25 protein-coding genes are annotated in these 26288 nt (G+C 65.3%); 7 read left to right on the forward strand and 18 right to left on the reverse strand.

From position 1 onward, the window contains the following. Window positions 1-205: 205 nt before the first annotated feature. From H1B27_RS05770 to ubiE, 8 genes are all read right to left on the reverse strand, one after another. A complete protein-coding gene (locus H1B27_RS05770) occupies window positions 206-928 on the reverse strand; it encodes a nucleotidyltransferase family protein (protein WP_061879945.1) in 723 nt (240 codons plus the stop codon). A 118-nt stretch (window positions 929-1046) separates the two neighbouring features. Continuing rightward, the gene (locus H1B27_RS05775) at window positions 1047-1364 is read right to left on the reverse strand and encodes a PilZ domain-containing protein (protein ID WP_061879944.1); all 318 of its coding nucleotides are present in this window, start codon (window positions 1362-1364) and stop codon (window positions 1047-1049) included. Further along, a complete protein-coding gene (gene tsaE / locus H1B27_RS05780; protein WP_246515207.1) occupies window positions 1295-2800 on the reverse strand; it encodes a tRNA (adenosine(37)-N6)-threonylcarbamoyltransferase complex ATPase subunit type 1 TsaE in 1506 nt (501 codons plus the stop codon). The genes H1B27_RS05775 and tsaE overlap by 70 nt, the downstream gene beginning before the upstream one ends. Next, window positions 2797-5301 (reverse strand): sensor histidine kinase, encoded by a 2505-nt coding sequence (locus tag H1B27_RS05785; protein WP_197965319.1) that lies wholly within the window; start codon window positions 5299-5301, stop codon window positions 2797-2799. The genes tsaE and H1B27_RS05785 overlap by 4 nt, the downstream gene beginning before the upstream one ends. A 239-nt stretch (window positions 5302-5540) precedes the next feature. Continuing rightward, window positions 5541-5999 carry a dUTP diphosphatase gene (gene dut / locus H1B27_RS05790; RefSeq protein WP_197965320.1) on the reverse strand — a complete coding sequence of 153 codons (459 nt, stop codon included), beginning with the start codon at window positions 5997-5999 and terminating at the stop codon, window positions 5541-5543. Continuing rightward, window positions 5996-7447 carry a bifunctional phosphopantothenoylcysteine decarboxylase/phosphopantothenate--cysteine ligase CoaBC gene (gene coaBC, locus H1B27_RS05795; RefSeq protein ID WP_197965321.1) on the reverse strand — a complete coding sequence of 484 codons (1452 nt, stop codon included), beginning with the start codon at window positions 7445-7447 and terminating at the stop codon, window positions 5996-5998. The genes dut and coaBC overlap by 4 nt, the downstream gene beginning before the upstream one ends. 57 nt (window positions 7448-7504) lie before the next feature. After that, on the reverse strand, window positions 7505-9079 hold the full coding sequence (gene ubiB, locus H1B27_RS05800) for a 2-polyprenylphenol 6-hydroxylase (protein WP_197965322.1): 1575 nt from the start codon (window positions 9077-9079) through the stop codon (window positions 7505-7507). Then, window positions 9076-9837 carry a bifunctional demethylmenaquinone methyltransferase/2-methoxy-6-polyprenyl-1,4-benzoquinol methylase UbiE gene (ubiE, locus tag H1B27_RS05805; protein WP_131870472.1) on the reverse strand — a complete coding sequence of 254 codons (762 nt, stop codon included), beginning with the start codon at window positions 9835-9837 and terminating at the stop codon, window positions 9076-9078. Before ubiE ends, ubiB begins: the two co-directional genes overlap by 4 nt. A gap of 81 nt (window positions 9838-9918) precedes the next feature. On the opposite strand from ubiE, the gene mutM reads away from it, so the two are divergent. Beyond that, entirely contained in the window at window positions 9919-10824 is a 906-nt protein-coding gene (mutM, locus tag H1B27_RS05810) for a bifunctional DNA-formamidopyrimidine glycosylase/DNA-(apurinic or apyrimidinic site) lyase (RefSeq protein ID WP_061879937.1), read from the forward strand. 172 nt (window positions 10825-10996) lie between these two features. Here mutM and H1B27_RS05815 read toward each other — a convergent pair whose 3' ends face one another. Together H1B27_RS05815 and H1B27_RS05820 are read right to left on the reverse strand one after the other, a co-directional pair. Further along, a complete protein-coding gene (locus H1B27_RS05815) occupies window positions 10997-11740 on the reverse strand; it encodes a nucleotide-binding protein (protein WP_061879936.1) in 744 nt (247 codons plus the stop codon). Window positions 11741-12117: 377 nt separating this feature from the next. Then, a complete protein-coding gene (locus H1B27_RS05820) occupies window positions 12118-13476 on the reverse strand; it encodes a serine protease (protein ID WP_061880268.1) in 1359 nt (452 codons plus the stop codon). Window positions 13477-13707: 231 nt separating this feature from the next. Here H1B27_RS05820 and H1B27_RS05825 point away from each other — a divergent pair, with 231 nt between their 5' ends. Further along, window positions 13708-14511: a HesA/MoeB/ThiF family protein gene (locus tag H1B27_RS05825; protein ID WP_197965323.1), complete on the forward strand. Its 804-nt coding sequence runs from the start codon at window positions 13708-13710 to the stop codon at window positions 14509-14511. Between the two features lie 9 nt (window positions 14512-14520). Here the strand turns inward: H1B27_RS05825 and H1B27_RS05830 are convergent, their stop codons facing one another. After that, window positions 14521-15528 (reverse strand): aldo/keto reductase, encoded by a 1008-nt coding sequence (locus H1B27_RS05830; protein ID WP_197965324.1) that lies wholly within the window; start codon window positions 15526-15528, stop codon window positions 14521-14523. A 116-nt stretch (window positions 15529-15644) separates the two neighbouring features. Here H1B27_RS05830 and H1B27_RS05835 point away from each other — a divergent pair, with 116 nt between their 5' ends. Next, window positions 15645-16556 carry a LysR family transcriptional regulator gene (locus H1B27_RS05835; RefSeq protein ID WP_197965325.1) on the forward strand — a complete coding sequence of 304 codons (912 nt, stop codon included), beginning with the start codon at window positions 15645-15647 and terminating at the stop codon, window positions 16554-16556. A gap of 3 nt (window positions 16557-16559) precedes the next feature. Here the strand turns inward: H1B27_RS05835 and H1B27_RS05840 are convergent, their stop codons facing one another. Next, the gene (locus tag H1B27_RS05840) at window positions 16560-17561 is read right to left on the reverse strand and encodes a 2-hydroxyacid dehydrogenase (protein ID WP_061879932.1); all 1002 of its coding nucleotides are present in this window, start codon (window positions 17559-17561) and stop codon (window positions 16560-16562) included. 322 nt (window positions 17562-17883) lie between these two features. Here H1B27_RS05840 and H1B27_RS05845 point away from each other — a divergent pair, with 322 nt between their 5' ends. Next, complete coding sequence (locus H1B27_RS05845; RefSeq protein ID WP_061879931.1) at window positions 17884-18414, forward strand: SH3 domain-containing protein; 531 nt, start codon at window positions 17884-17886, stop codon at window positions 18412-18414. A 140-nt stretch (window positions 18415-18554) separates the two neighbouring features. Here the strand turns inward: H1B27_RS05845 and irrA are convergent, their stop codons facing one another. Beyond that, on the reverse strand, window positions 18555-19046 hold the full coding sequence (irrA, locus tag H1B27_RS05850; RefSeq protein WP_035674497.1) for an iron response transcriptional regulator IrrA: 492 nt from the start codon (window positions 19044-19046) through the stop codon (window positions 18555-18557). 351 nt (window positions 19047-19397) lie between these two features. On the opposite strand from irrA, the gene fabA reads away from it, so the two are divergent. From fabA to fabI, 3 genes are all read left to right on the forward strand, one after another. After that, window positions 19398-19919: a 3-hydroxyacyl-[acyl-carrier-protein] dehydratase FabA gene (gene fabA, locus H1B27_RS05855; RefSeq protein ID WP_061879930.1), complete on the forward strand. Its 522-nt coding sequence runs from the start codon at window positions 19398-19400 to the stop codon at window positions 19917-19919. 39 nt (window positions 19920-19958) lie between these two features. Then, window positions 19959-21182, forward strand: coding sequence for a beta-ketoacyl-ACP synthase I (fabB, locus tag H1B27_RS05860; RefSeq protein ID WP_197965326.1), 1224 nt, complete (start codon window positions 19959-19961; stop codon window positions 21180-21182). 138 nt (window positions 21183-21320) lie between these two features. Further along, on the forward strand, window positions 21321-22121 hold the full coding sequence (gene fabI / locus H1B27_RS05865; protein ID WP_197965327.1) for an enoyl-ACP reductase FabI: 801 nt from the start codon (window positions 21321-21323) through the stop codon (window positions 22119-22121). A 108-nt stretch (window positions 22122-22229) separates the two neighbouring features. On the opposite strand, the gene H1B27_RS05870 is transcribed toward fabI, so the two are convergent. The 5 genes from H1B27_RS05870 to H1B27_RS05890 form a co-directional block, all read right to left on the reverse strand. Next, window positions 22230-22826 (reverse strand): glutathione S-transferase family protein, encoded by a 597-nt coding sequence (locus H1B27_RS05870; protein ID WP_197965328.1) that lies wholly within the window; start codon window positions 22824-22826, stop codon window positions 22230-22232. Window positions 22827-22942: 116 nt separating this feature from the next. Beyond that, window positions 22943-23671 carry an uL18 family ribosomal protein gene (locus tag H1B27_RS05875; RefSeq protein ID WP_311976927.1) on the reverse strand — a complete coding sequence of 243 codons (729 nt, stop codon included), beginning with the start codon at window positions 23669-23671 and terminating at the stop codon, window positions 22943-22945. Window positions 23672-23902: 231 nt separating this feature from the next. Then, a complete protein-coding gene (locus tag H1B27_RS05880) occupies window positions 23903-24739 on the reverse strand; it encodes a hypothetical protein (protein WP_197965329.1) in 837 nt (278 codons plus the stop codon). Between the two features lie 91 nt (window positions 24740-24830). Next, window positions 24831-25289, reverse strand: a complete 459-nt coding sequence (locus tag H1B27_RS05885; protein WP_197965330.1) for a GNAT family N-acetyltransferase — start codon at window positions 25287-25289, stop codon at window positions 24831-24833. A 5-nt stretch (window positions 25290-25294) separates the two neighbouring features. After that, window positions 25295-26221, reverse strand: coding sequence for a hydrogen peroxide-inducible genes activator (locus H1B27_RS05890; protein WP_061879924.1), 927 nt, complete (start codon window positions 26219-26221; stop codon window positions 25295-25297). Window positions 26222-26288: the final 67 nt, after the last annotated feature.

A 26288-nucleotide genomic window follows, 5' to 3' on the forward strand; every position in this document is an offset into this window, starting at 1 on the left:
TGATTCGAGAATCAGGGCAATATAGGGAGGTGGGGTCAAATGGTCATGCGCAGGAGCGAGGTCTTCCCCGTTGTCCCACCGTCATTCCGGGGCGATACGAAGCATCGAACCCGGAATCTCGAGATTCCGGGTTCGCGCGTGCGCGCGCCCCGGAATGACAACCTCGCGGGGCGGGCACTGCCCCACGGCACCATTTGCTGTAGCCTTACGCCACGCTCTCCAGAAACGCCTCTTCCGCGGCGTGAACGGCATCGGGCGTGCCGACATGCATCCAGACACCGTCAAGCCGCAGGCCGAACAGCCGCTCCTGCTCGTTGGCGCGATCGAACATTCTGGTCAAAGAGAACTCGCCCTTCGGGGCGCCTTCGAAGATCGACGGCGACATGATCGCCGCGCCGGCATAGACGAACGGAACGACCTCTTTTTCCTTGCGCTTGCGCAGGGCGCCGTCAGGCAGCATGCCGTAATCGCCGCGGCCGCCATAGCCGATGCTGGTTGCGGTCGGCGCCATCAGCAGCAGGATATCCATGCGATCAGGGTCGAAATTTTCAGCGAGCCGCGTCAGGTTCGAGCGCACGCCGTCGATCCACAGCGTGTCGGAATTGACGTGGAAGAACGGCGCGTCGCCGAGCAGCGGCAGCGCCTTGACCACGCCGCCGCCGGTGCCGAGCACTTGGTCGCGCTCGTCGGAGATGGTCACGCGCGGGTGCTGGCGCGACGCGACGTGATTGATGATCTGGTCCGGCAGATAATGCACGTTGACCACCGCTTCGGTCACGCCGGCCCGGCCGAGCTTGTCGAGCACGTGGTCGAGCAGCGGCTGGCCGGCCACCGGCACCATCGGCTTCGGCATCGTGTCCGTCAGGGGGCGCATGCGCAGGCCAAACCCTGCGGCGAGCACCATGGCTTTGGTCGGTTTGACGGGCATCCTTCGCTTTCTCAGGCCTTTCGCGTTCGCAGCAATCCTACCACGAGGCTCGATCAGCCGCATGGCATCTCGACCGCCTTAACCACCCGCCGTGACGGTTGTACGACGGGTGTTGCCGTCATGCCCCAATGGTCGCGGAACGGGCCTTTTTCTTTCTGTCGCCGAGCTTGAGGAAATTGACGCCGATCTGGTCGCCATTGACCCAAGCAAGCTCGCAGCGCCGGTACGCCAGCCCGGTCGACGACAGCAGGAGAAAGAATTCCTTCAGATGGAGCCCTTCGACCGAGCCATCGATGGTCAACTTGGCGCCGCTCTCGGAGACGTCCTCCATGGTGCAGTCGCGCCGCCAGGTGCCGTCGATTCCCATCACCTGCGCCGGAATCCCGCGTTCGAAAACAACCCGGCCGTTGCCGCGCTGGTCCGTCTGTCCCGCCATCTGTCCCGCTCCAGCCCCGCAATCATCCGGCTGCTTCGCCGCCAGAATACCGACGTCTTGGCTAACGGCCGGTAAATCGAGCCCGAATCAGGCTTGTTGGGGCGACGGCAGAGCTCGGCAAAGCCGGCCGCATCGAAGCTCGTGTCCTGCGCGCGCCGCGCCTTGATGTAGCGCGACAGCAGCGTCAGCTCGATGTTCTCGGGCACGTCGATGCGGGCGTCCTGAAGCAGCGACACCACGTCGTAGGAATGCGGCCCCAGCACGGTGTCCTGGAAGTCGATCACGCCGACGCGCGCGATGCCGGTGCGCTCCGCGAGCCAGATCAAATTGGGTGAGTGATAGTCGCGGATGATCCATGTCTTCGGCGCCGCCAGCGGTGTGCTGAGCAGCTCGCGCCACATCGCGAAGAATTCTGCGCGCTTCTCGTCGCTCAACGGCGCGTTGCGATCGGGCAGGTACCATTCCGGCATCAATCCGATTTCGATCAGCATCGCCTCAACGTCGAAGAGGGGGATCTCGTAGGTCTTCCCGTCCAGCGGCAGCGTCTCCGGCAGCGCCTTGCCATGCAGCATCGCCAGCAGGTCGGTCGCGGCTTCGTAGCGCTCGCCGATCGGGCGTGGCGGATCGCCCTCGATCACACCTTCGTTGCCAAAGTCCTCGGTAATGAGGAAGCCATGATCGAGGTTGGAATGATGAATCGCGGGCGCAGAGATTCCCTGCGCGCGCAGGCCTTCGGCGATCGCGACGAAGGGTTTGACGTTTTCCGCAAGATGCACCGCGGCGCTGTAGGACTTTCCGTTGTAGAGGGCCGCGCCGTCGGGCCGCTGCGGAAAGTTCATGAGGATGACGATGCTGTCGTCGCGCAGCAGCCGCGCATAGGAGCGCGTCGAGGCATCGCCGGCCATGCGCCTGCGCGTCGCCTCCATGTAACCGGATGCGTCGAGGAATTCGCGCAGCGCCTTCAGCCGCGCAACGATGGCGGCGGCCCTGCCGTGACCGGTGATGTCGGCGGCGCGTGCGCTCGAGCCCAGCGCCGGCCGATGCGTCAGTGCGATGTCGATGCGATCCGCGGGCATCGCCGAGGGCGCGCGCTCCGGCCATTCGATCAGGACGAGGGTGGCATCCGGGAGCGGCGACAGGCCGATCTCCTCGAGCTCGCTCTCGTCCTCGACGCGGTAGAGATCGGCATGCATCACCGGGAAAGGCGGCAGCTCGTAGCCCTGCACCAGCGTGAAGGTCGGGCTCGGCACTTCCAGCGTCTCGTCGCCGGCGAGGTAGCGGATCAGGCTGCGTGCTGCCGCAGTCTTGCCGGCACCGAGATCGCCGGTGAGGGTGATGACGTCACCGGGGCCGACCAGCAGCGCGAGGTCGGCCATCAATTGCGCAGTGGCCGTCTCGTTGTGGAGCGCGACGGAGAATGTGGTTGTATCAGTCATTCGGCGGCGTCGCGATGCGCCGCCTGGTCGGTCGGGAAATCGCAGATCACGACCGTGCCGCGGCCGACGATCGAATCCACCCGCACCTTGCCGCCATGCAGCTCGACGAAGGAGCGCACCAGCGACAGGCCGAGCCCGGCGCCGCGGTGACGCGAGCCCTGCGAGCGGCTTTCGAACCAGTTGAATACCTTGTCCTTCATGTCGGCAGGTATTCCAGGTCCCGAATCTGTCACGGTGAAGACCACGCTGCGTTCGGTGCGGCGCGCGCTGATGCCGACGGTGGAATCCTGTGGAGAAAACCCGACGGCGTTGGCGAGGAGGTTATAGAGCACCTGCACCACGCGCTTCTCGTCGCCGACGAAGCTGCCGACGTCGGGCGCGATCTCGACCTTGAGGCGGATGCGGTCGGTGGCGAGCCGGTCCTGGATGCCCTCCGCGGCGAGCTCGATGGCCTTGCTGACGTCGACTTGCCCGAGTTCCAGCTTCATCGCGCCGGCGTCGATGGTGGCGAGATCCAGGATGTTGTTGGTGAGCGCGAGCAGCGCGTTGGTCGATTTGGTGACGTAGTCGAGATATTCGGCCTGCTTCGGCGTCAACGGCCCGGTCGAGGGATCGCTGAGGAAATGCGCAAAGCCGATGATGGTGGTGAGCGGCGAGCGCAGCTCGTAGGAGACGTGGTGGACGAAATCCACCTTCATCTGGTCGGCGGCCTCTAGCGCCTCGTTGCGCTCGCGCAGTGCGCGCTCGACATTCTCGGTGTCGGTGATGTCCTGGAACGTCAGCATGGTGGCGCCGTCGGGCAGCGGCCGGATCATGCCGTCGAGCACGCTGCCGTCCTTGCGCTCCAGCTTCAGCGGCACGTCGGCGCGGTTTTCGATCGAGGTGATGGCCTCGCGGATCTGTCGCCAGACGACGGGATCGTCGTAGAGCTGATGGCACCAGCCTTCCACCGTCTGGATGTGCGGCTCGTCGCGCATGGCATCGCTGGAGAGCTTCCACATGCGGACGAAGGCCGGATTGAACAGCTGCGCCTTGCCGTTGCTGCCGAACACCGCCACTCCCTCGGCGAGGCTGTCCAGCGTCTCGCGCTGAACGCGGATCAGGCCGTCGAAGCGGCGGGCGAGGTCGAGGCTTTCGGTGACGTCGTCGAACAGGTAAGTGACGCCGCCCTCGGGGTTCGGCGTGGTGACGACCGAGAGCGCGCGGCCGTCAGGCAGGAACCAGGTGTCCTTGGCGGTCTCGACCGCGCGATAGGCTTCGTGCAGCTTGGCCTTCCAGGCGCGGAAATCCGGCTGCTCCGGCAGCTTGCGCGCGGCGCGGAGCTGGTCCAGCACGCTGGAATCGTCGGGGTTGGCGTCGAGGAAGGTGCGGTCGAGGTCCCACAGCCGCCGATAGGAATCGTTGTAGAAGGCAAGGCGGCGCTGGCCGTCGAACACGGCAACGCCGGAGGAGAGCTGGTCGAGCGTGCGGCGGTGCGCCTCCGCCATTCGCACCAGCGCCGACCTCAGCGCATCCGCCTCGCTGGCATCGATTGCGACGCCGACGCTGCCGCCGCCCACATTGATGGCGCGCACGTCATAGATACGCCGCTCGCCGCCGATCACGATCGGCAGCCGCGAGCTGAAATTGGCCGCGTCCTTCAGGCCCCGTTCCATCGCGGTGCGGTTGGCGCTGTCGAGCAGCTCGAGCTGGCGCTCCTGGGCGTCGGTGACGCTGTTCGCTTCGGTGGCGCGCACATAGGCCGGATTGGCGTAGGTCAGCGCGCCGTTCTCACTCTTGGCCCAGATTGGCCAGGGTGCGGCGGCGGCGAGGCCGCGCAGCATCTCGGTCTCGTCGGAGAGCGCCTTGTAGCGCAGATGGGTCTCGGCCAGATCGCGGCGCAGTCCTGAGAGCTCGCGAATCCGGACTATGGCCTGGCCGCCGATGGCGCGGCCGATCGCTTCCAGCGTATGGCCGTGCGCGGTGGTCAAGGTCAGCTGGAACCCGTCGCCGCGATCGCGCAGCGCGTCGACGGCATGGTCCATCTGGAGCGCGGGCTCCGGGGGCAGCCAGGTTCCGAACGCCAGCACGCGCTGCGGGGAGGAGTCGCGCGGCAGCACCATGGAGATGTCGCCGGAAATCTGAACGCGGTTGTCGCCGGCCGGCCAGGAGATCAGGATCTGCGGCTCGGCGAACAGCAACGCGCCGAAGCGGTCGGCCTGGAGCTGAAGTTCCCCGATCCGGGTGCGCAGCCGCGCCTCGTTCTTGACCAGGCGCACCCGCGTGCGCATCAACAGGATCGCGGCCACCACCGAGAAGCCGAGCAGCGCCAGCGCAGTGGCGAGGACGGCGAGTTCCTGCCGGTTGAAATCCAGCATGGTGGAGAGGGTGTCGATGAGATCGGCGGCCCTGGCCGGCGCAGCCGGCAGCAGCGCCGCAAGAGCGCTCCCAATCAATGCGCTGCGCGCCAGCGACGTGCACGACAGCAGCGTCCGACGCATCGACACGATCACGCCTGACATAGTTGCCCCAAGACCGCACGAATTTGCGCGCGGCGACCCCCGTCGCGCGCGAATCAAAAGACAATACCCCCACCGCGACTCCGCCGGTAAGAGTCCAGATCGTGAACGTAAAGGAGGCCCCCCAAAAATGCCGCCGTGGTGTTCCCGCGCACATGGTTCTTGGGATTCCGCAGGTCGCGCGGATGGCGCGCCGCGATCAGGGTGCGCGTTCCCGCTCGCTCGCGGAAGAGGTCAGGAAGTCAGCGGCCGGTCGAGCCGAAGCCGCCGGCGCCGCGATCGGTCGGCGACAACGTCCCAACGGGAACCAGGGCAGCCTGCACCACGGGTGCGATCACCATTTGGGCGATGCGCTCGCCGCGCTTGATCACGAAGGGCGCCGCGCCGTGGTTGATCAGGATCACCTTGATCTCGCCGCGGTAGTCGGCGTCGATCGTGCCCGGCGAGTTCAGCACGGTGACGCCGTGCTTGGCGGCAAGCCCCGAACGTGGCCGCACCTGCGCCTCGTGCCCACCCGGCAGCGCGATCGCAAGGCCCGTCGGCACCAGCGCGTATTGGCCCGGGGCGAGCGTCATCGGCTCGCTGTCCGGAACGGCTGCCATCAGGTCGAGGCCGGCGGCCTCGCTGGTCTGATAGGCCGGCAACGGCAGACCTTCGGCATGGGCGAGGCACTGCAGTTCGACCGTGACCTTCGTGCTCAAGATGCCGTCTCCAGGGATTTGTCGGTTACGCTTCTGGCGACATGCGCGACCAGCTCGATGGCGACCTGTTCCTTGGTCATCACCGGCCAGGCATCAACTGCAATCTCGCCGTCCTTCGCACCGTCCTTGCGGCTGAGGAGGTGGACCGTGTTACGGTCGCCGCCCATCACGCCGGTGGCCGGCGACACGTCATTGGCGACGATCCAGTCGCAGCCCTTGCGCGCGAGTTTTGCTTTGGCGTTGTCGATGAGATGTTCGGTTTCGGCGGCAAAGCCGATCACCAGAGGTGGGCGCTTGTCGGTCAGCTTCGAGATCGTGGCGAGGATGTCGGGATTCTCGACCAGCTGAAGCGGCGGCATGCCGGCCGCGGTCTTCTTCAGCTTCTGCTCACCCTCGTTGGCGACGCGCCAGTCGGCGACCGCCGCGGCGAAGATCGCGATATCGGCGGGAAGCGCGGCCTGAACCTGCTCCAGCATCTGCCGTGCCGATTCGACGTGCTTCACCGTCACACCGGGTGGATCGTCGAGGTCGACCGGGCCGCTCACCAGGATCACCTCGGCGCCGGCGGCCTGCGCGGCGGCGGCAATGGCAAAGCCCTGCTTGCCGGAGGAGCGGTTGGCGATGTAGCGCACGGGGTCGATCGGCTCGTGCGTGGGACCCGCGGTGATCAGCACGCGCCTGCCGGCGAGCGGCCGCGGCACCGGCGGTCGCAGCAACCGCTCGGCGGCGTTGGCGATCTCGATGGCTTCCGACATGCGGCCTGTTCCAGCTTCGCCGGCCTCGGCCATCTCGCCCGCGTTCGGGCCAATCAGCACCACGCCGTCGCGCTGGAGCTGAGCGACGTTGCGGCGCGTTGCCGCGTTGCTCCACATCAGCGGGTTCATCGCCGGCGCCAGCAGCACCTTGCGGTTGGTCGCGAGCAGGATCGCGCTGGCGAGGTCGTCGGCGTGGCCGTTCGCCATCTTCGCCATCAGGTCGGCCGTCGCCGGCGCCACGACGATCAGGTCGCAGTCGCGCGCGAGACGAATGTGTCCGGCGTCGAACTCGCTCTGGGGGTCGAACAGGTCGGTATAGACGCGCTCATGCGACAGGGCGCTCGCCGCCAGCGGCGTCACGAATTGCTGGGCCGCCTTGGTCAGCACGCAGCGGACCTCGATGCGCCGTTCCTTCAGCCTGCGGATCAGGTCGAGCGACTTGTACGCCGCGATCCCGCCGCCGATGATCAGGGTGATGCTGGCCTCGGGGAGGGCGCCGGTGCGCTGCGGCGCCGGTGTGGCGGATGGGGCAGGCGGCACCGCAAACGGCGTCAGCGGCTCCTCGCGGCCCTCGATCAGCTCCCGCAGGATGACCCGGACCTCTTCCTCGACCGACCTGCGGTTCTTGGCCGAGCGCAGCCGCAGATAGGTTTTGACGCCGTCGTCGAGCTTGCGGATGGTCAGGCTTGCCATGACGCCCCTCCGGCACGAAATGATAGCGATGCTATCACTTGTGTGATTGCAGTGCAATCACATATTCCGGACGGCGATCAGGATGCCGATGAATGTCGCGGCGATGATCCACAGCGCCACGGTGCGCCAGCGGTTCTTGCGGCCCTCGCTGCGCCCCATGGCCACGATGCTCTCCGGCGACAGCCTGATGCCCTCGCGGGTCATGGTCTCGAACTGCTCGAGGACCTTCACCGACCGCTCGGCGATCTCCGGCAGGCGCATCAAGACCCGCGCGATGTCCCCGGTTCCGGCAAGGGCGCCTTGCACCCGGCCGATGGGGCCGAGATTGCGCTCGATCCATTCGCGTACCACGGGGTCGGCGATCTTCCAGATGTCGAGCTTGGGATCGAAGCCGCGGGCCACGCCCTCGACCACCACCATGGTCTTCTGCAGCAGGATCAGTTCGGGCCGCGTGGTCATGTCGAACAGGCCGGTGACCTCGAGCAGCAGCGTCAGCAGCCGCGCCATCGAGATCTCCTCGGCGGTGCGGTTGTGAATGGGCTCGCCGATGGCACGGATGGCTTGCGCGAAATTCTCGACCGAATGGTGCGCGGGCACGTAGCCCGCCTCGAAATGCACCTCGGCGACGCGGCGATAGTCGCGTGTGATGAAGCCGAGCAGGATCTCGGCGAGGAAGCGCCGCTCCTTCATGCCGAGTCGGCCCATGATGCCGAAATCGACCGCGACGAGCCGGCCGGCATCGTCCAGGAACAGATTGCCCGGATGCATGTCGGCGTGGAAGAAGCCGTCGCGTAGCGCGTGCCGCAAGAAGCTCTGGATCACCTTGCGGCCGAGGTCGGGCAGGTCGACCTGCGACTGTGCAAGGCGCTTGTGGTCGTTCAGCGCGATGCCGTCGATCCACTCCATCGTCAGCACGTTGTGCGTGGTGCGGTCCCAATCGACGGTCGGCACGCGGAAATCAGGATCGTCGCGCGTGTTCTCTGCCATCTCCGACAGCGCGGCGGCTTCGAGCCGCAAATCCATCTCCATCGCGACCGAGCGCGACATTGTGTTGATGACTTCGATCAGGCGCAGCCGCCGCGCCTCGGACGAATAGGCTTCGGCCTTGTGCGCGACGAAGAAAAAATCGGAGAGGTCGCGGCGGAAGCGTGCGGCGACGTTGGGCCGCAGCACCTTCACGGCGACCGATTTGCGGATACCATCGTGCAGCACTTCGCCGCGATGCACCTGCGCGATCGAGGCCGCCGCGACCGGCGGGCCGAAGCTTGCGAAAATGTCCTTCAGCGGCCGCTCCAGCGACGTCGCGATGGCGGCCTCGGCCTCGTCCTGCGGAAACGGCGGCAGGCGGTCCTGCAGGCTTTCGAGGTCGCGCGCCATGATGACGCCGACCACGTCGGGACGCGTCGCCAGGAATTGTCCGAGCTTGAGATAGGCCGGGCCCATCCGCGTCAGCGCGCGCGCTATCCGCGGGCCGTGCTTGGTGCCGCGGCGTTCGACGAGGCGCGCCAGCTTCAGTGCGAGCTGTCCCGGCGGCGGCACCAGGCTCGGATCGACCGAGCCGAACACGCCCTCGCGCGCGAACACGAACGCGGCGCGGATCAGGCGCGTCATGTGGGTGATGGCAGAGATCACAAACGCCAGCCCGAATGCAGTGCCACGATGCCGCCGGAGAGTGTCTGCCAGCTGACGCGGGAAAAGCCGGCCTCGCGGATCATGTCGGCGAAAGCGGCAGGCCTCGGAAACTTGCGGATCGATTCGACGAGATATTGGTAGGATTCGGCGTCGCCCGTGACCATGCGGCCGAGCGGCGGGATCACCTTGAACGAGAACAGATCATAGAGTTTGTCGAGCCCGGGCATCTCGACGGTGGAGAACTCGAGGCAGAGAAAGCGGCTGCCGGGCCTCAGCACGCGATAGGCCTCGCGCAGCGCCAGGTCGATCTGCGGCACGTTGCGAATGCCGAAAGCGATCGTATATGCGTCGAAGCTGCGATCGGCGAAGGCGAGCGCTTCGGCATTGCCTTCGACGAAGTCGACCCGGGTGTCGAGATGCTGCTTGGCGGCGCGTTCGCGGCCCACGGCCAGCATATCGGTGTTGATGTCGCAGACGGTGGCATGGAAACCCGCACCCGCAGCCTTGGCGGCGCGGAACGCGATGTCGCCGGTGCCACCGGCAACGTCGAGCAATGCGAACGGCCGGTCGCCCCGGGGCGGGTCGAGCGCCGTGATCATGATGTCCTTCCAGACCCGGTGCAGGCCACCGGACATCAGGTCGTTCATCAAGTCATAGCGCGACGCCACGCTGTGAAACACATCGTTCACCAGCGTCTGCTTGTCGCCCAGGGGGACGTCCCTGAAGCCAAAATGCGTGGTTTCGCCCGGCCGATCCATTACTCTACTCCGCGAGGCGGACCATAGCGCGCCCGCCGCAATGGCGCTATCACACCGCCCTCATAAGGTGAATGCCTGACCATGCCTGAATTGCCAGAAGTCGAGACCGTCCGCCGCGGCCTTCAGCCGGTGATGGAGGGTGCGAAAATCCTCGTCGCGGAGGCCCGCCGGCCGGACTTGCGCTTTCCGTTCCAGCCGGACTTCGTGGCCCGGCTCAAGGGGCAGGTCGTCACGGGGCTGGGGCGCCGTGCAAAATATCTCATGGCCGATCTCGCCTCCGGCGACGTCCTGCTGATGCATCTCGGCATGTCGGGCTCGTTCCGTGTCATCAAGCCGGACAACGACACCCGGCCTGGCGAGTTTCACTATCCGCGGGCCAAGGATTCCACCCACGATCACGTGCTGTTTCGGATGTCCTCCGGCGCCGACATCGTGTTCAACGATCCGCGCCGCTTCGGCTACATGAAGGTGATCGCGCGCAATGCGCTCGACGACGAGCCGCTGCTGCGCGGGCTCGGACCCGAGCCGCTCGGCAACGAATTCGACGCCGCGATGCTGGCGCGCTCCTGCGCCGGCAAGACCACCAGCCTGAAGGCCGCGCTGCTCGACCAGCGCGTCGTGGCAGGGCTTGGCAACATCTATGTCTGCGAGGCGCTGCACCGCTCGCATCTGTCGCCGCGCCGGATCGCCGCAACCTTGTCGACGAAGTCCGGACAACGCAAAGGCGTCGCCGGGGGTGAGGCAACGGACCATGCCAAGAGACTGGTCGGCGCGATCCATACCGTGCTCAACGACGCGATCAAGGCCGGCGGCTCCAGCCTGCGCGATCACCGCCAGACCACCGGCGAGCTCGGCTATTTCCAGCATTCGTTCAAGGTCTATGACCGCGAAGGCGAAAAATGCACGACCCCGCGCTGCGGCGGCATCATCAAGCGGTTCGTGCAGAACGGCCGGTCGACCTTCTGGTGCCCGAAATGTCAGAAGTGACCTCAGGCTTGTCGCCGAGAGGGCCTGAGTCTCGGCGAAGGCGATGACCCACCACGCCGTCATTGCAAGCGCAGCGAAGCAATCCGGCCGGGCGGGTGGCCGGACTGTTTCGTCGCTTGGGCTCGTTCACCGGATGGCGAAAAGCCCGACCCTCGTCCGAGCGATGCCCCGCTCAGGACGCCAGTGTCGCGGTCTCCTCCGCCCCCTGTTCTGCAGCGATCTGCAGCATGCCGTGCGCAGCCGAGATGACCTGGTCGATCAGGACACTGGTGGTGGCTTCGAGCTCGAGCCGGGTCTCGATCCAGCGCCAGAGGCCGCGGATCTCGTCCGCCGATTTGCCGTTCGGCGCGAATTCGCTCACGGCAAGGCCGCTGGCGAGCGCGTCCTGGTGATCGTTGCGCATCACGATCAGCGGACGCGCGAGCACGTCGGCAAGATCGAGCGCGGCTTCCTCGGCGAGCGCGCCCGCGGCGTTGTCGATGCGCTGGCCGCGGATCGGCGTCTGGTTGAGCACGAAGCTGTAGGGCCGCTTCCAGGCGCGGGCGACGCTGAGCGTCGAGACGGTCGCCTCGATGTCGGCGACGCTCGGGCGCGCCGGGATCAGGCAGAGATCGGAATGGCGGATCGCGGCGGTGGTGGCGGCGCTGAGACCGGCCGCGGTGTCGACGATCGCGAGCTGGAGGCCGCTGTCGGCGAGCATCTTCAGGCGTGGCTGGATATCCGCGGCGTGATAGATCGGCTCGACGACGAGATCGTCGGTGGTGCGGCGGCGTTGCCAGTTGGACAGGGTGCCCTGTGGGTCGGTCTCGATCAGGCGAACGGTGAAGCCGGACTGCTTGGCCGCCAGCGCGAGACCGACGGCGAGTGTGCTCTTGCCACTGCCGCCCTTTTGGGTGGCCAGTACGATCGTGTGCATTGAAGTTCAATCCTTTGGAGGGCTGGGTCAGGAATACGCCACGCGAACGTGCACCGCTTCGCGATGCTGAGCTCTTCTCGCTCAGGACGTGCCGGCCCGATCCAAAGGGGATCGCGGGGGTCCGAATCAACGGTAACGATGATGGCGGAATAGGGAAGGCCAGCGAATCCGTACCATTACCGGCTCCGTAGTCGTACGTAATCTGGTCCTCACAGCCGTGCCCCGGACAAGGCGCAGCGCGAAAGCGTTGCGCCGCAGAGCCGGGGCCCAGAGAGCTACAAGTGCGTCTGTTGGCGATCTGGGTCCCGGCTCAGCGGAGCGGCATTTCATGCCGCACCGCGTCCGGGACACGAGGGGAATGATGACGTTGCCGCGTCCTACTTCCGCACGCAGATCACGCGGACGATTGCGGCTTTGGCGTCGGTCGACGTGCCATTCGCGGTGATGCCGCTTCCCTTGAGGAATCCGCGCACCGCCTCTGCGGAGACCATCAAAGCCTGTGACGCCGGGACCGATGTCGCGGGTCCCGCGACCAAGGCCGGCTTCAGCAGCGCGATCCCGGCGAACTTGCCGTCGGCGTCGACGGCCGGGCTGCCGGAGAAGCCGACCGCCGGCGGCGGCGAGAGCGCGGAATTGCTGCTCGTCACCGGCGCCAGCGCGGCCTTGACGCTCGACACGCCGGCCGCGCCGCCCTGGCTCTGCGGATCGGCGATGCCGACGATGTCGACGTTCGTCTTCGTTGCTCCGCCGGCGAGGCTCAGCGGCTGCAGACCGCGGGCGCCGTAGATGTGCAGGAGCGCGAGATCATGCTCCTTGTCCTCGGCGAGGCGGTCGGCGTTGCCATGACCGGCGATCGTGACCGTAAGGCAGCCATCGGTGACGAGGCGGTCGGTGACGATCGCGCCGTCCTGGCTGACGACGATGCCGGTGCCGTATTCGACGGTCTTGCGCGGCGGCGGCCCGGCCAGCGGTCCCGACGGAAACGCGTTGAACGCGCTCGACATCGCGATCACTACCGGCTCGACCGTGTTCTCCGTCGCCTGATCGTAGAGGATCGTCATGGTGCGGACCTCGTCGCCCTTGAAGGTGCCACGCACGTAGAACTTCTTCAGGCCCTGCAATCCCGACAGCACGAAGAAGTCGGGCTTCACCACGGTGTAATCGACCTTGCGCCCGGACGGCTCCTTCTCCAGATCGGCGAGCTTTGCCGAGGTCGGGTTCGCTTCCTTGCGGCGGCTGAGAACCACCTGCACGGTTCCGGTCGGCGAGGTCCATTTCGAGCCGTTGGCGTCGCTTGTCTGCTGCGGCACCAGCTTGCCGGGAATGCCGAGCCGGGCACCGCTGGTCGGCTCCGTCACGATCTTCCAGCCGACGCTCTCCTGCTTCTTTCGCGCCGCCTCGGCGAGTGTGGCGCGTTCCTGCGGATTGAGCACACCGGTCGGCTTGCCGCCCTTGGCCTTCTGGTACTCCTTGATGGCGTTGACCATGCGCTCGCTGACATCGCCGGTGATGGCGCCGTTATATTGGCCGACCCAGGCGAGGTCGGACTGGAGCGACAGCCGCTCCGCTTTTGCCATGGCATCGGCCGTCGCTGACGGCGTCTGCATTGCGGGAGGCTGGATCGGTACGGTCTGGACCGTTTTCGGCTTGGTGCCGGGCACCTGTGGCGCCGTCATCTGGGCGTTCGCGCCTGTGGCGGCCGCAAACATCAGTGTTGCCGCAAGCATCGATCTCATGACAAATCCAGCCAGCCCATTGAATGCAGTGTCATTGAAGCACATCTCGTTGGTCGCGAACAATGTTGCGGTGGTTCAGGTTTGACAGGAGCCGCGAACTCAAGTCCTCATCCAGAGGAGCGGGCTCTAGGCCGCGTCTCGAAGGATGGTCACGGGCGACATCGGGGCCTTCATGGTTCGAGACGCGCGTTCCGCGCTCCTCACCATGAGGAGTGAGAGGAATGTAGGACGATGCTGAGCCCGGACGAACTCGAACGCTATGCCCGCCATATCGTGCTGCGCGATGTCGGCGGACCGGGCCAGGCTGCGCTGAAGCGGGCCTCCGTGCTGGTGATCGGCGCCGGCGGGCTCGGCGCGCCCGCGCTGATGTATCTGGCGGCCGCCGGCGTCGGCACGCTCGGCGTCGTCGACGACGACGTGGTGTCGCTATCCAATCTGCAGCGCCAGGTCATCCACACCACGCCCGATATCGGCCGCCACAAGGTCGAGAGCGCCGCCGAGCGGATATCGGCGCTCAATCCGCATGTCCGTTTCGTCGGCCACGCCACCTGGCTCAACGCGGACAACGCGCTCAGCCTGATCGGCGACTATGACCTCGTGCTCGACGGCTCCGATAATTTCTCGACGCGCTATCTGGTCTCCGACGCCTGCTTCTTCGCCAAGCGGCCGCTGATCACGGCGGCGCTCGGCACCTTCGACGGTTCGCTCACCACCATCCGCGCGCATGAGACGAACGAGCAGGGCGAGTTCAATCCGACCTATCGCTGCCTGTTTCCCGAGGCGCCGCCGCCCGGCACGGTGCCCGCCTGTGCGGAGGCCGGCGTCATGGGGGCGCTGGCGGGCGTGCTCGGCTCGATGATGGCGCTGGAGGCGATCCGCGAGATCGTCGGCTTCGGCGACGGCCTCGTCGGACGTCTTCTGATGATCGATGCGCGTGCGATGCGCTTCGAGACGCTGCGCTACGGGCGCGATCCCGCCAATCCGCTCAACGGCGACGGGCCTGTGATCAGCGATCTCAGCGCCCATCGCACCTGATTGCCGCCGTTACCTGGTGGGCGGTTTCTCGCTGTCGAGATGGGCCATCTGCTCGGCCGCGTAACGTGTGCCCGAAGCGACATCCGGCGGGAAGGCCTTCGCCAATGCGGCGAAATGAGCTTGCGTCAGCGTCACCTTGGTTGCGCCGAGCGCTTCGGCCAGACGGTTGCGGGTCCGGGCGCCGACCAGTGGCACGATCTCCCGGCCCTGCGCCGCCACCCAGGCGATCGCGACTTGCGCAGGCGTCGCGCCGACTTCATTCGCGATCGCGCGCAGAGAATCCACCAGCGCGAGATTGGCATCGAGGTTCGCGCCCTGGAAGCGCGGCGTCATCAGCCGGTAGTCCTTGCCGGCCTTACCCGAATCCTTCGACCAGTGACCGCTGATCAGGCCGCGCGCCAGGACGCCGTAGGCGGTGATGCCGATGCCGAGCTCGCGGCAGGTCTTGAGGATGTCGCGTTCGATGCCGCGCTCGATCAGTGAATATTCGATCTGGAGATCGGCGATCGGATGCACCGCATGCGCGCGGCGGATGGTGTCGGAGCCGACCTCGGACAGGCCGATATGCCTGACATAGCCGGCCTTCACGAGATCGGCGAGGCCCCCGATGGTGTCTTCGATGGGAACGTTCGGATCGAGCCGCGCCGGACGATAGATGTCGACATGGTCGGTGCCGAGCCGCTGGAGCGAATAGGCGAGGAAGTTCTTGGTTGCGGCCGGCCGGCAGTCCATGCCGATGAAGTCGCCGGCGGGGCCGCGCAGCGCACCGAACTTGACGCTGATCCGCACCTTTTCGCGTGAAACGTCCTTGAGTGCCTCCCGGATCAGCATTTCATTGTGGCCCATGGCGTAGAAATCGCCGGTGTCGAGCAGCGTGATGCCCGCATCGAGCGCCGCATGGATGGTGGCGATGCTTTCCCCGCGATCGGAAGGACCGTAGGCGTCGGACATGGCCATGCAGCCGAGACCGAGGCTTGAGACGGTGGGGCCGGTTGAACCGAGTGTGCGTTGTTCCATGATGGCTCTCCTCGAAAGGTGGCGGCTGAACGCCGCGTGACGAGGACGGATATGCGCCCGACCGATTGAGCCGATAAGCTGGACAATCCGGAATGGCTTGTTCACACTGGTGAACAATGGCCGAGCCTGACCTTCGCGATCTCGATGTCTTCGTGGCGGTCGCCCGCACCCGCAATTTCCGGCGCGCGGCGGTCGAAATTCGCGTGTCGGTGTCGAGCCTCAGCCAGCGGCTCCGGGACCTGGAGGAGCGCCTCGGCGTCCGCCTGATGAACCGCACCACGCGCAGCGTCGCGCTGACCGAGGCGGGCGAATTGCTGCTGTCGCGCGTTGCGCCGGCGTTGCGCGATGTCGGCGATGCCCTGGATCAGGTCCGCGGTCTGCGCAAGGTCGCCTCTGGGCGCTTGCGCATCAACGCGCCCCCGCCGGCGGTCGATCTGGTGCTGGCGCCGATGGTCGGGCCGTTTCTGGCGGCGCATCCGCAGGTCGATCTCGACATCGTCAGCGAAAGCGGCTTCGTCGACATCGTGAGCGGGGGATACGATGCCGGCGTGCGCTATGGCGAGCATCTCGCGCAGGACATGGTGGCGATCCCGCTGAGCGGCCCGCAGAGTTACGTCGTCGTGGCATCGCCCGACTACATCGCGCGCCGGGGCCGGCCGAAACATCCGAAGGATCTTCTCGATCATGACTGCATCCGCGCCCGCTATTCGAGCGGCGTCATGCATGATCTGGAATTCGAGAAGGCCGGCCAAATCGTGAAGGTCGATCCGCCGGCGAAGCTGATCTCGACCAACATGGGCCTCGCCATGCGCGCCGCGCTCGACGGTGTCGGCGTGTGGGCAACGCTCGATGGCTACGTGCATGACGCCGTGAAGTCCGGCGCGCTGGTCAGCCTGATGGAGGATTGGTGCGAACCGTTTGCCGGTCCGTTCCTATACTATCCGAGCCGCCGCCAGACGCCGCCTGCGCTGCGCGCCTTCATCGATTTCGTTGCGGATTGGCGCAAGCGGGAATGGCGCGGGACGTAAGCCTCAGAGCATGCTCGGCAGCACGCGATCCGGCGGCTTGTGGGCGTCGAGGAAGGTACGGATGTTGATGATCACCTTCTCGCCCATCTCGACGCGGCCTTCGATCGTGGCCGAGCCCATATGCGGCAGCAGCGTCACCTTGCCGGCCCTGGCGAGCCGCACCAGCTTCGGGTTGACCGCCGGCTCGTGCTCGTAGACGTCGAGGCCGGCGCCGGCGATCTCGCCGCCTTCGATCAACTTGATCAGCGTGTCCTCGTCGGTCACCTCGCCGCGCGCGGTGTTGACGATGTAGGCGTCCTTGCGGATCAGCTTCAGCCGCCGCGCCGAGAGCAGATGATAGGTCGCCGGCGTGTGCGGACAGTTCACCGAGATGATGTCCATCCGCGCCAGCATCTGGTCGAGGCTTTCCCAATAGGTCGCCCCTAACTCTTCGGCGATGACAGGCGCGACGGGACGGCGGTTGTGATAGTGGATCTGCAGGCCGAACGCGCGCGCGCGGCGCGCCACCGCCTGACCGATGCGGCCCATGCCGATGATGCCGAGACGCTTGCCGCCGATGCGGTGGCCCAGCATCCAGGTCGGCGACCAGCCCGGCCAGGGCTTTCCTTCGGTCAGGATCGAGGCGCCTTCGATCATCCGCCTGGGCACCGCCAGGATCAGCGCCATGGTCATATCAGCGGTGTCTTCGGTCAGAACCTTCGGCGTATTGGTGACGGTGATGCCGCGGGCATGAGCGGCCGCAACGTCGATATTGTCGACGCCGTTGCCGAAATTGGCGATCAGGCGGAGCTTGCAGTCGGGCTGGTTCACGACATCGGCGCTGATGTGATCGGTCACGGTCGGAACCAGCACGTCGGCAGTGCGCGCGGCTTCCGCGATCTGCTCGGGCGACATCGGCGTATCCTCGAGATTGATCCGCGCGTCGAACAATTCGCGCATCCGCGTCTCGATCGAATCCGGCAGCTTGCGCGTCACCACGACGAGGGGCTTTTTCTTCACCGACATGTCCTGCTCTCATGAGGCGTCGCGGTCCGCCTCTGTCGCCAAAGGCCGGCCGTTGAGGCCTCATTAACCCGGTTGTTCGACACTGCCCTTGCCGTGTCCGTCCCCGGCGCTTCCTCCAAGCTCTCCCGACATTTCCGGCCGGAAAATCGGGGCAAACTGGTTGTTCAAGTGCCCGTCCTCTCTAGCAGAAGGCCGGGCCAAGACAAGAACCACGGGCGAGGCTTGGAACCCGCGTGGGGCGGGAAAAGGGGCGGACGCGGCAGGGTTTTGGAATTTGGGGTGAGGATCCGGTTTGGCCGGGTCTTCGACAGGAGACGGGTTGATGGCGTTGGGGCGTTTTTGTTCGGTGATGGCGCTCGTTTGCACTTGGTTGAGCGCCTCGGTCGGCCCCTCGCATTCGGCGAAGGACAATAGCCCGCAGACCGCCAGCGGCTTGCCGGTGCCGCGCTATGTCAGCCTCAAATCGGATCACGTGAACGTCCGCGCCGGCCCGACCAAGGACAATGACGTCGCCTGGGTCTACACCCGCGCCGGCCTGCCGGTCGAAATCACCGCCGAGTTCGAGAACTGGCGCCGGGTGCGCGATTCCGAAGGCGCCGAGGGCTGGGTCTATCACTCGCTGCTGTCGGGCCGCCGCACCGCGGTCGTCACCATGAAGCACAAGGACGACCTCGCCCCGATCTACGACCGGCCCGATCCCGACAGCGCGGTTGCAGCAAAGCTCCAGGCTGGCGTCGTCACGCAGGTTAAGAAGTGCACCGCAAACTGGTGCCGCGTCATCGGCAACGGCTTTGACGGCTGGATCCAGCAGGAGCGCCTCTGGGGCGTCTATTCGGACGAGCAGGTGAATTGACGCGAAGACAGCGGGCAAGCTGCCGCTCCAGCGTCGTGCCCGGGCTTGTCCCGGGCATCCACGTCCTTCGCGCCGATCCAAAACGTGGATGGCCGGGACGAGCCCGGCCATGACGGTCAGATTATCAGCCTAAGGCGACCTCAGCGCTTCTTGCGCAGGCGCACGACCATGTCGATGCGGGAGATCTCGTAGCCCTCGGGCACCTCCGGCATCTTCGACAGCGCCAGATGAGGGTCCTCGATGTCGACCAGCTCGTGGCTGTTCTCGAGATAGTAGTGATGGTGGGTCGTGACGTTGGTATCGAAATAGGTCTTGGTGCCGTCGACACTGACCTGGCGGAGCAGGCCGGCATCGGTGAGCTGGTTCAACGTGTTGTAGACGGTCGCCAGCGACACCGGAACCTTGGCCAGCGTCGCTTCCTCATAGAGCATCTCAGCCGTGAGGTGACGAGCACCCTTGCCGAACAGCAGCCAGCCGAGCGCCATGCGTTGGCGCGTCGGACGGAGCCCCGCGGACTGAAGCATTTCGTTGACGTCGTGCCACGGGCAGCCGGTCAGGGCCGGCTGGCGGCCGGACAGGAGGGCCGCAGCATGGGCGTCGTCGTCGTAATGGGACGCGGTATTCTCAGTCATTTCCAGATTTCGGGCACGCGTGAACAATATCTCTTTGTACTATAAGAAGAGAAAGATGCAGATGCAAGTTTCTCGCAACTAGAGAGGTTCTAATCAGGCCTGGAACCGCGTGGTGAGCGCGTCATTTTACCTTCATGGATGCGCTTTGCCACCCGAAATGGCCTGTGTTAGAGAGCGCGCGGTTCCGCTTAGCCGATTTTGGTGCAGCCGAGCATGAAGGCTTGGTTCGCAGTCCATCCGGGGCTTGCGCGAGTCGCGGCCGACGGTGGCAATTGGCGTTGCTGTCCGATCGAGACGGGGCCATTTTCGCCAAAGAACGCCGCTCAATCGGGATTGAACAGAGGCTCGTGAATGCTGAACAGGCGCAACGGTTATGATTACGAAGATCTGCTGGCCTGTGCCCGCGGCGAGATGTTCGGTCCGGGCAATGCCCAGCTGCCGCTGCCGCCGATGCTGATGTTCGACCGCATCACGGAGATCACCGACAATGGCGGTGAATTCGGCAAGGGCCTGGTGCGCGCCGAGCTCGACGTGAAGCCTGACCTCTGGTTCTTCGGCTGCCATTTCAAGAACGACCCGGTGATGCCCGGCTGCCTCGGCCTGGATGCGCTGTGGCAAATGGTCGGCTTTTACCTCGGCTGGGTCGGCGGCGAAGGCCGCGGCCGGGCGCTCGGCCTGAGCGAGCTGAAGTTCGGCGGCCAGGTGCTGACCGACGCCCGCAAGGTTGTGTACAACATCGACATCAAACGCGTGATGCGGGCAAAGCTGGTGCTCGGCATCGCCGACGGGTGGCTTTCGGTCGATGACCAGATTATTTATCGCGCCAAGGATCTGAAGGTTGGCCTGTTCAAGCAGGGCACCAACCTGGGCTGAGCGCATCACCAAGAAGACAACGATTGAGGCGAGGCTGTCATGAGGCGGGTTGTGGTCACCGGAATGGGCATCGTCTCGTCCATCGGAAACAACACCCAGGAAGTGCTTGCGAGCCTTCACGAGGCGAAGTCTGGCATTTCGCGGGCAGGGAAATATGCCGAGCTCGGCTTCCGTTCGCAGGTGCAAGGTGAGCCCACGCTCGATCCGTCGACGGTGGTCGACCGCCGCGCGCTGCGTTTCCTCGGCCAGGGTGCGGCGTGGAATCACGTCGCGATGGAGCAGGCGATCCAGGACTCCGGCCTGTCGCCGGACGAAGTCTCCAACATCCGTACCGGCATCATCATGGGCTCCGGCGGTCCCTCGGCGCGCACCATCGTCGAAGCCGCCGACATCACCCGCTCCAAGGGACCCAAGCGCGTCGGCCCGTTTGCGGTGCCGAAGGCGATGTCTTCCACGGCCTCCGCGACGCTTGCAACCTGGTTCAAGATCAAGGGCGTGAACTATTCGATCTCCTCGGCCTGCGCGACGTCGAACCATTGCGTCGGCAATGCCTATGAGACGATCCAGATCGGCAAGCAGGACATCATCTTCGCCGGCGGCTGCGAGGAGCTGGACTGGTCGCTGTCGGTGCTGTTCGACGCCATGGGCGCGATGTCCTCGAAGTATAACGACACGCCGGCCACGGCCTCGCGTCCCTACGACCTCAACCGCGATGGCTTCGTCATCGCCGGCGGCGCCGGCGTGCTGGTGCTGGAAGAGCTCGAGCATGCCAAGGCGCGCGGCGCGCGCATCTATGGCGAGATTGTCGGCTACGGCGCGACCTCGGACGGCTACGACATGGTGGCGCCGTCGGGCGAAGGCGCCGAGCGCTGCATGCGCATGGCGATGTCGACGTTGAAGACCAGGGTCGACTACATCAATCCGCACGCGACATCGACGCCAGCCGGCGATCCGCCGGAGATCGAGGCGATCCGCAAGGTGTTCGGCGTCGGCGAGAAGTGCCCGCCGATCTCGGCGACCAAGGCACTGACCGGCCACTCGCTGGGCGCCACCGGCGTGCAGGAAGCGATCTATTCGCTACTGATGATGAACAACGGCTTCATCTGCGAGAGCGCGCACATCCAGGAGCTCGATCCCGTATTCGCCGACATGCCGATCGTGCGCAAGCGCATCGACAACGTCAAGATCGGCACCGTGCTGTCGAACTCCTTCGGCTTCGGCGGCACCAACGCCACGCTGGTGTTCAGCCGGCTGGATGCGTAATTTCAGTGACGCTGTCATGCCCCGCGCAGGCGGGGCATCCAGTGCGCCGCGCCCTCACGACTACCACGACTGTCTCGGAATACTGGATCGCCCGCCTACGCGGGCGATGACGTCGGAATGATAAGGAGCCGTGAGGCAATGGAAGGTCTGATGAAAGGCAAGCGCGGTCTGATCATGGGCATCGCCAATGATCATTCCATCGGCTGGGGCATGGCGAGGACGCTGCATGCCCACGGCGCCGAGCTTGCCTTCACCTTCCAGGGCGAGGCTCTCGGCAAGCGCGTCAAGCCGCTGGCGGAGCAGCTTGGCGTGAATCTAGTTCTGCCTTGCGACGTCGAGGACATCGCCAGTGTCGATGCCACTTTCGCCGCGCTCCGCGAGCAATGGGGCCGGCTCGATTTCGTGATCCACGCGATCGGCTTTGCCGACAAGAACGAGCTCAAGGGCCGCTACGCCGACACCAGCCGCGAGAATTTCTCGCGCACCATGGTGATCTCCTGCTTCTCGTTCACGGAGGTCGCAAAACGCGCCGCCGAGTTGATGACGGAAGGCGGCAGCATGATCACGCTGACTTTCGGCGCGTCGGAGCGCGCGATGCCGAATTACAACGTGATGGGCGTGGCGAAGGCGGCGCTGGAAGCCTCCGTGCGCTATCTCGCCGCCGATTTCGGACCGCGCGGCATCCGCGTCAACGCGATCTCCGCGGGGCCCATCCGCACGCTCGCCGGCTCCGGCATCGGCGAGGCGCGGGCGATGTTCGCCTTCATGCAGAAGCACTCCCCGCTCCGTCGTGGCGTCACGCTCGACGACCTCGGCGGCTCGGCACTGTATCTGCTGTCGGATCTCTCCGGCGGCGTGACCGGCGAGATCCACTACGTGGATTCCGGCTACAACGTCATCCTGATGCCGCGGCCGGACGATCTGAAGGCATCGGAATAATTTCGTGCTCTTGTAGGGTGGGCAAAGCGAAGCGTGCCCACCATCTCTCAATGATTACGGACGGTGGGCACGGCGCGTTGCGCCTTTGCCCACCCTACGAGAGCCTGCTTAACCCGCCGCGATCTTCTCCGCGCGCTGGAACGCCGGACGCGCCGCGCATCGCGCGAGATAAGCATCGAAGGTCGGGCGGGACGGCACCATCTTGAACAGGCGTACCGCGAAATTCAGGCCGGCGCCGATCACGACGTCGGCGGCGGAAAATTCCTCGCCGAGGATCCACGGCCCCTTCTGAAGCGCGGCTTCCAGCACGTCGAAGACTTGTGTCGCGCTGCCCCAGGCCGCGGTCGAGGTCGGGATTTCGATCTTGGTGAAGATCTGGATGATGGCGGGCTCGATGCAGCCCGGCGAGAAGAACAACCATTGCAGGTAGCGCGCACGGCGCGGGTCGGTCACGCCTGGCGCGAGGCTGGTCTCGGGATAGCGGTCGCCGATGTAGGCGCAGATGGCCGCGGCTTCGCCGAGCGCCGCCTCGCCGTCGGTCAGAGCCGGCACCTTTCCCATGGGGTTGATCTTGAGGAAGTCTGGCGCCTTCTGCGCGCCGGTCGAGATGTCGGTCAGCACGCGCTGATAGGGCAATCCGCTCTCTTCCATCAGCCAGAGCGTCGTGAACGAGCGCGAGCGGGGCGACCAATAGAGCTTGATCATGGGGCGGAACCTTCCGGAGACGAGCGGCGAACTGCGCGCAATTCATGCCGCGTTTGCCGCGTATCTGCAACGCACTAACCCTAGGAGGAAGGCAAGCGGCGCGAACGAGACGTGGGTCAACGTTCTCTGGCGTCGCTTTGACGCGCTGCTGGTCGAGCCCCGAGCAAGAGCGGCAGCGTCTTGTCGAGGCTTTCCGTCAGCATGGCGCGTACGCCGTCGCGCAGTGCGGGATTGCCGGCGGCATCTTCGGGACGCGTTGGAAACGATTCTGCGGGTAATTCGCGATAGGGGCCACCGATGTGCCTGCCCAGGAGCCTCTGCACCATCAGGGAATGATGCACGTTGATCAGCGCAGAGCTCTGTCTGACAACGGAGAAGTCTCGCCCGTCAAAGATGCGAATAAACGCCAGGGCGTAGAGATAGATGCGACGCCCGAGCACCACATCCTGATTGAGGATCCCGAAGCCGCGGACCGTGTAGTTGGAAGACCCGATAGGGCTGATTGAATTGAGGATCTGGATATAGTGTCGGCAATTCGATCCTTTCGCCACCTGGCGCATGTATTCGGCTAGCTCCGCGTCGAGATCGCGGAACAACCTGTCCTTCAATGTGTCCTTGGACTCATCGCGGGAAGGAAACTTCGCCGGGTTGTGGGGGATTCTCAGGACGGACATGCCGGCAGGAATCGCGGCGCGAGTCCGCGCGAAGATCAGATCGTTGAACCCCCAGCCTGGGATCGGGACCACCGTCTTCTTGTTCTGAAATACGGTGAGGCCGGTCGTCAGCACGGTGAACTCATCGCCGGTGGTGACCACGACACCGAAGTCGCACGAGTTGTCGGCCACGGGAACGGGCCTGCCCGTCGCTACACGCCCCGTGGTCGACTTGCTTTTGGCTTGCTTGACGGCTGGTCCTGCCGTCTGCGTCCCTGGTGATTGGGTCTGCGCCAAAGCAGATGTTGAAAAGCACCATAGGACAGCCGCAATAGCGACCAGTCGGGCCAGAACGTCAAATATGGCCCAGCCACAGGATGCGGACGAGCGGTATTCTTTGTCGCGTCCTGTCGCCAAGGGTGCTTACTCGCCCTTGATGTATGCGGGCAGATACTTTTCCAGCTGGGCCGTGAGCAGGCTGCGTGTGCTGTCACGCAGCAATGCACTGTTGGTCACCTGTTCAGGAGTCTTGGGAAACTCGAGATTGTTGAGGATTTGCATATTGTCGTTCTTGTTGGAAAAACTCGAAGCAAGCACATCTCCGAAGCTCCGGGTGGGCGATCGATGGATGTCGAAGGTCCGTCCGTCAAAAACGTTGATACGGTAATGGGCAACCACGACGCCACGCCCGGAAGGGCTCGCCCAATTCTTGTAGACTCCGAGGCCCTCGATTGACTGATTGGTGCCATCAACCGAAACGCGGGCTTTCGTGGCTACGACGTAGCGTTCGCAATTTGCAGTTCCGGCGATCTGCCGCACCAGGGCCGTCAGGTCGTTGCGGTCATTGCGGAACAGTTTCGCTTCCGGTTGATAGTAAGGCTTGAAGGCTCCGCTTGCATAAGCGATTTTTCGGACGGCCGTGCCGGGAGCCGCGGCTCGAACCTTCGCGACGAACAGATCATCGATGCCCCACGTCTCGATCGGCGCTTCCAAATACTCGTTGCCGAACATCGTAAGGCCGACATGTTGCACCGAGAAACGGTCTCCGATCGCGGAAATGACGCCGATCTGACACGGGCCGCTCTCCGCCGCGACCGGCTGTTGTGCAGCCGGCTTGGCCTTCGGCGCTGCCTTCTTGACCGCCGGCTTGGCCGGCGCCGCAGTCCGAGCGGAAGGCGCGGCCGGTGTTGGAGGCGTTTGCGCGACCGCCGAGGTCCAAATGGACGAGAGCACAATCAACGAGACAGCAATGCGGAGCATGGATTCCGGGGGATCAGAGGCAGGAGGTCATCGATCTCGTCACACTAGGTGGGGATCGTGACAACCGCAAGCTGCGCCCGGAGTCCAGTGCTTACCCGCTGGGCCGCTTCCACCGGTAATACTTCATCACGAACCCATTCGACGGTTCGATCTCTTCCTTCTCGAACACGAAGCCTTCGCGCTCGTACCAGCGCCAGGCCTTCTCGTTCTCGCGAACGCAGCGCAGATGCATCTCGTCAGGCAATTGCGTGCGCGTGAAGGCGAGCAGCTTCCGCCCCAGCGATTGCCCCTGATAGGCGGGGGCGACGAAGAGCATGTCGAGATAGAGCTTCGGCAGATGCAGCGCCAGCATCGCAGCGACCGTGCCGTTGTCGTCGGCGACGAACAGGCTCCAGCCGTTCGCGATCTCGCGCCTGATGCGCGCACGCAGGTTGGCCAGGAGGAAGTCGCTCGTCTCGGCAAGCCCGGTCGAGGCCCAGCTCTCCATCCAGACGCGGCCGACCTCATCATACTCGTCTGCGCGGGCAGGGCGGATGACGGGATGCGGCATCGGAGCTAGGCCCGCTGGCTGCGCACGCTTTGACGCGCGCGCACCTTGCCGGCCGACAGGCAGACCACCTCGGAGATTTGCAGCAGCTGCCGTGCCAGCGGGCTGGTCTTGCGCCACACCATACCGATGGTGCGCGACGGCTCGGGGTCGCGGAAGCGCGCCAGCGAGACCGAGGCCGATCGCGTCTCCACCGGTACCGCCATCTCCGGGATCAGCGTCACGCCGATGCCGGCGCTGACCATCTGGACCAGCGTCGAGAGCGAGTTGGCGTCCAGCATCTCGCGCGGCGGCGCCGATTGCATGTTGCAGAACGACAGCGCCTGGTCGCGGAAGCAGTGCCCCTCTTCCAGCAGCAGAAGCCGCATCTCGCGCATCATCTCGCGCGACGGCACCGGTGTGCCCTCGTCGGAGCCTGGCCGGACCAGCAAGAATTTCTCTTCGAACAGAGCGACCTCGGTGAGCGAGGGCTCCGACACCGGGAGCGCCACGATGGCGGTGTCGAGCCGGCCTTCCACCAGCTCCTGGATCAGCCGCGGGGTCATGGTCTCGCGCACGCGGATATCGAGCTCCGGATGCATGCGCGTGAGATTCTTGGTGATCTTGGGCAGCAGGTAAGGCGCGATCGTCGGGATCATGCCGATGCGCAGGCGGCCGGCGAAGCGGTCCTGCGAGGCCCGGGCGAAATCACCGAGTTCGTCGACCGAGCGCAGGATGTCACGGACGCGCTGGGCGAGTTCCTCGCCGAACCGGGTCAGCGCGACCTGCCGCGCGCTGCGCTCCAGCAACAGCCCGCCGAGCGTCTCCTCCAGCTCCTTGATCTGCATCGACAGGGCCGGTTGCGAGATGGAACAGGATTCGGCCGCGCGGCCGAAATGGCCGTGGCGCGCCAGCGCATCGAAATACCGGAGCTGGCGCAGCGTCAGATTTATCATAAGAAAATCCTATCGCAGCGATCATTAAAGTCAACTTCCCCTGATGGGATGCGGCGCTTAGAGTGCT

The organism is Bradyrhizobium diversitatis (assembly GCF_016031635.1).
In the GTDB taxonomy this organism is placed as follows: domain Bacteria; phylum Pseudomonadota; class Alphaproteobacteria; order Rhizobiales; family Xanthobacteraceae; genus Bradyrhizobium; species Bradyrhizobium diversitatis.